6 protein-coding genes are annotated in these 3,481 nt (G+C 62.0%); 3 read left to right on the top strand and 3 right to left on the bottom strand.

Annotated features, from left to right (window positions below):
* Together EN914_RS28710 and EN914_RS28705 are read right to left on the bottom strand one after the other, a co-directional pair.
* The coding region (locus tag EN914_RS28710; protein WP_127274845.1) for an SDR family NAD(P)-dependent oxidoreductase at nt 1–341 on the bottom strand (341 nt) is incomplete at its 3' end.
* Nucleotides 342–470: 129 nt separating this feature from the next.
* Nucleotides 471–932: a MarR family winged helix-turn-helix transcriptional regulator gene (locus EN914_RS28705; protein ID WP_024501721.1), complete on the bottom strand. Its 462-nt coding sequence runs from the start codon at nt 930–932 to the stop codon at nt 471–473.
* A gap of 65 nt (nt 933–997) precedes the next feature.
* Here EN914_RS28705 and EN914_RS28700 point away from each other — a divergent pair, with 65 nt between their 5' ends.
* Entirely contained in the window at nt 998–1,468 is a 471-nt protein-coding gene (locus EN914_RS28700) for a cupin domain-containing protein (RefSeq protein ID WP_024501720.1), read from the top strand.
* Between the two features lie 21 nt (nt 1,469–1,489).
* Here the strand turns inward: EN914_RS28700 and EN914_RS28695 are convergent, their stop codons facing one another.
* Nucleotides 1,490–2,101: a hypothetical protein gene (locus EN914_RS28695; RefSeq protein WP_024501719.1), complete on the bottom strand. Its 612-nt coding sequence runs from the start codon at nt 2,099–2,101 to the stop codon at nt 1,490–1,492.
* Between the two features lie 264 nt (nt 2,102–2,365).
* Between EN914_RS28695 and EN914_RS28690 the strand changes: the two genes are divergently transcribed.
* Both EN914_RS28690 and EN914_RS39400 read left to right on the top strand, forming a co-directional pair.
* A complete protein-coding gene (locus EN914_RS28690) occupies nt 2,366–2,965 on the top strand; it encodes a YdeI family protein (protein ID WP_024501718.1) in 600 nt (199 codons plus the stop codon).
* 54 nt (nt 2,966–3,019) lie between these two features.
* A partial coding sequence (locus EN914_RS39400) for a transporter substrate-binding domain-containing protein (protein ID WP_245497861.1) occupies nt 3,020–3,481 on the top strand: 462 nt, incomplete at its 3' end.

The raw sequence follows: 3,481 nt of genomic DNA, 5'->3' as shown, positions 1-3,481 counted from the left end.
GGGCCATACAGCTTGCTCTCCACCACCTTTTGCGCCGCCATCAGGTCAAGCTCCGGCAGCAGCCGGTAGGCGCCTTCGATGTCGGCTGCGGTGCAGACGATGTGGTCGAGTCCGCCAATCGCTGCGAACAGCGCCGAGACCTGGTCTTCGCGCGCGATGTCGACGACGGCCGTCTCCAGCCCGGCGGGATTGCCGAGCGCCTCGCGCGCCTGCCGCAGCCGGTCTTGGCCGCGCCCGGCGATGATCACCTTGGCTCCGGCCTCGATGCAGCGCCTGGCCAGCGCCAGGCCCATGCCGGAGCCGCCGCCGACGATCAGGATTTTCTGTTTCGAAATGCTCATTTCGCTCTGCCTTTGCTTGGATGGACAAGGGCAGGAATTGGCAGTTCGGCGCGACAGAAGGAAACGGAAGAAACCGATAGTGCCATCGGAAAGGCCGATGGAGCAGGGCGGACGAGCGCCGTCTCTGGCTCAGCGCACCAGCGGACTTTCCCAGACGACAAACAGCAGAGCTTTCAGCTGGGCAAAGCGCTCCGGCCCAAGTTCGGTGCGCCATTCCTCCTCGATGTCGCGCAGGATATCGACCATTTTCCAGAACGCGGCATGACCGCGTTCCGTGGATCGCACCACGCGCGCACCGCCATCGCCGGGAATGTCGGAGCGGACGAGGTAGCCGTACCCTTCGAGACTGCTGAGCAGCTGGTTGATGGCCTGTTTGCTCATGCCGGCACGCTCGGCGATGGTGCCGGGCCGCGCGCCGTCCGGTCCGGGAAACTGCAACACCGCCATATGCGGCAGGCGCAATTCGTCGAAACCGGCGGCGTTGAGCTCCTTGATCAGCCGCCGCTGGATCGCTTGTGCCGGCACGCGCAGCAGGGCGCCGATCAGCAGGTTCTCGGTCTTGGTCTGTAGAACTTCCGTTGAGGTGGGCATTGACGATCCGGTAAATTGAGTTTACTGATAGCGAGTAAATGTAATTTACCGGAGGGCTTTGCGCAATGTCGGTCATGAATCTTCAGGTCAATCCAGCCAATGAGACCGGCGACAAGGGGCTGTCGATTCGCTTCCTGGTGACGGGCGACAGTTCGAACGGCAGCATCGCCGCCTTTGAGTTGAGGGTTGCCAGCGGACTGCGCCTGCTGGCGCCGGCGCACAGCCATGATCACTACGAAGAGACGATCTACGGCATTGAAGGGGTGCTGACCTGGACCGTCGACGGCAAGCCGATCGAGGTCGGACCGGGAGAAGCGCTGTGCATCCCGCGCGGCGCAGTCCATCGCTTCGACAACAATGGCAGCGCGGATGCGAAAGCGCTGTGCGTCGTCACACCAGCGGCGATCGGTCCGGACTATTTCCGTGAGATATTCGCCATGTTCCACGCCGCCGCCGGCGGTCCGCCGGACAAGGCTGGGATGATGGATATCATGCGCCGCCACGGGCTGACGCCGGCAGCGCCGCCGCCAAGCTGAAGTCGGTCGAAGAGGCGTCGATCACGCGCCGCAAGCGCTGAAGGTGGTGCCGGGGTTCCAGTCCTTGAAGGCGATGGTCTGGCCTTCGACCGAGACGGTCCTGTGCTTGGTGCTGCCGTCCGGCTGCTTTTCGCTGCTGGTGCCTTTGCCGGTCAGCACATTGTACTCGCAGGCGCTTTCGGCATTCTCCTTCAAATAGTCATAGTGGTCATAGGCGAAGCCGGCGACGATGAAGGCATCATTGCGCCAGGCGATGGTCAGCGTCATGTCGGTCCGTTCGCTGCCGATCTCCATCGCTGGCAGGTAGAATTTGATCGAGCCGTTGGGCAGCATCGTCAGTTCCGGCTCGGTGTCGGAGTTCTCGTAGCCCGCCCGCTCGTAGCCGTTCCATTCCCCTTGGATCTGCTCGTGCACGATCTCGACGGGTTTGAGGTAATTGTGCTCCTTGTCCCTGAGGAAGAAGTGGACGTCCATCGGATGGCCGGGTTCGGTCTCCACCACCATGGCAAGATCGACGGCGCCGTCGCCATTGAAATCGCCAGTCACAGCCGTGATGATCTTCCGGGTTTCGATCGGCTCGGCGAGGGTGGCCGTGGGGAGAAACAACACAAAGGCGAGCAACAGAGATTTCATGGCGTATTCCCCCGGGAGCGAGACGGCGTGCCCGAGCACGAGCATGGCAGGTATTCCGGGACTTTCTACAGGGGGGCGGGAAGAAAAATGTTCGGGCCGAGGGGCGCGAAGGAACGCCGTGCGCGCCTGCCAAGTCTGCTGCCGGAAACTGACAGCAATTCATGCCACGATGCTGGCCAATGACGATGGGCATGATGCCGGAGGCAGGACGACAGTGAGAGCGATGACGCGAGCGGCAACAGCATCGAACGGACAGGCCGACTGATGGCGCCGATCAAGGTCGATCCCGACAAGGTTCATGAATTTGCGGATCCTGCCGGCTTCTACGCCTGGCTGAGCAAGCACCACGTCACGGAAGCCGAAGTCTGGATCAAGATGCACAAGGTGGGGTCCGGATTGAAATCGATCACCCCCAAGCAAGCCATCGACGTGGTGCTGTGCTTCGGCTGGATCGATGCGGTGCGCAAAGGGTTGGACGACAAGAGCTTCCTGCAGCGCTACACGCCGCGCGGCAGGAAGAGCATCTGGAGCCTGATCAACATCGACAATGTGGCGCGGCTGGTCGAGGAGGGCCGCATGACCGAGCATGGGCTCAAACAGGTCGAAGCGGCGAAGGCGGACGGGCGCTGGGCGCGCGCCTATGGCAGCGGCAAGGAGATGAAAATTCCCGATGATTTGCAAGCAGCCATAGACGCCGAACCCGCTGCGAAGGCGATGCTTGAAAAACTCAACGCGCAAAACCGCTTCGCGCTCGCCTTCCGCATTCACAACATGAAGACCGAGGCTGGGCGCAAGAGGAAGATCGAGACGTTTGTGGCAATGCTGAAGCGTGGTGAGACGATCCATCCGCAAGGCAGGAAGTGAGGTTGGCGCGAATTCGTCTTCGGCGCCGCAAGCCTGTCCTCACGGGATCCCTCGTTGCGCGAAGCGCTTCAGGATTTGAATCGCGAAATTGTTCCAACTGCTTGTTTTCGCGCAATTCGGGGTCGGTGTGGCGCGGCCGCTTCAGCAACGACATCGCTGGTGGACGGAGGAGGGCACGGCGGCTACCCTTCGAAAGCCGCGACGATCGAGCGGCGGACCGGTCGCTGGGAGTCGTTGCCGTTGAGAAGAGTTGCTTCGTGGACGATGGCGCTGGGTCTCATTGTCATCGTCGCGTGTGTGGGAGCCGGGGTCACGCTTGCCCAGACTTCGCCCGATCAGACTTCTCCCGACCTGGCTTCCCCCTCGGCCTCGCCGGCAAAAGAGATCTCGGTCGGGATAAAACAGGCGCCGCCTTTTGCGTTCAAGCTGCAGGACGGCAGCTGGTCGGGATTGAGCATCGACCTCTGGCAGAAAATAGCCGGGCGGCTCAACCTGCGCTTCCACTATGTCGAAGTG

The sequence above is a fragment of the Mesorhizobium sp. M7A.F.Ca.CA.001.08.2.1 genome (genome assembly GCF_003998455.1).
Classification (GTDB): domain Bacteria; phylum Pseudomonadota; class Alphaproteobacteria; order Rhizobiales; family Rhizobiaceae; genus Mesorhizobium; species Mesorhizobium ciceri.
Note: the sequence above shows the minus strand (reverse complement) of the source record. Positions and strands in the feature narration are given on the sequence as shown.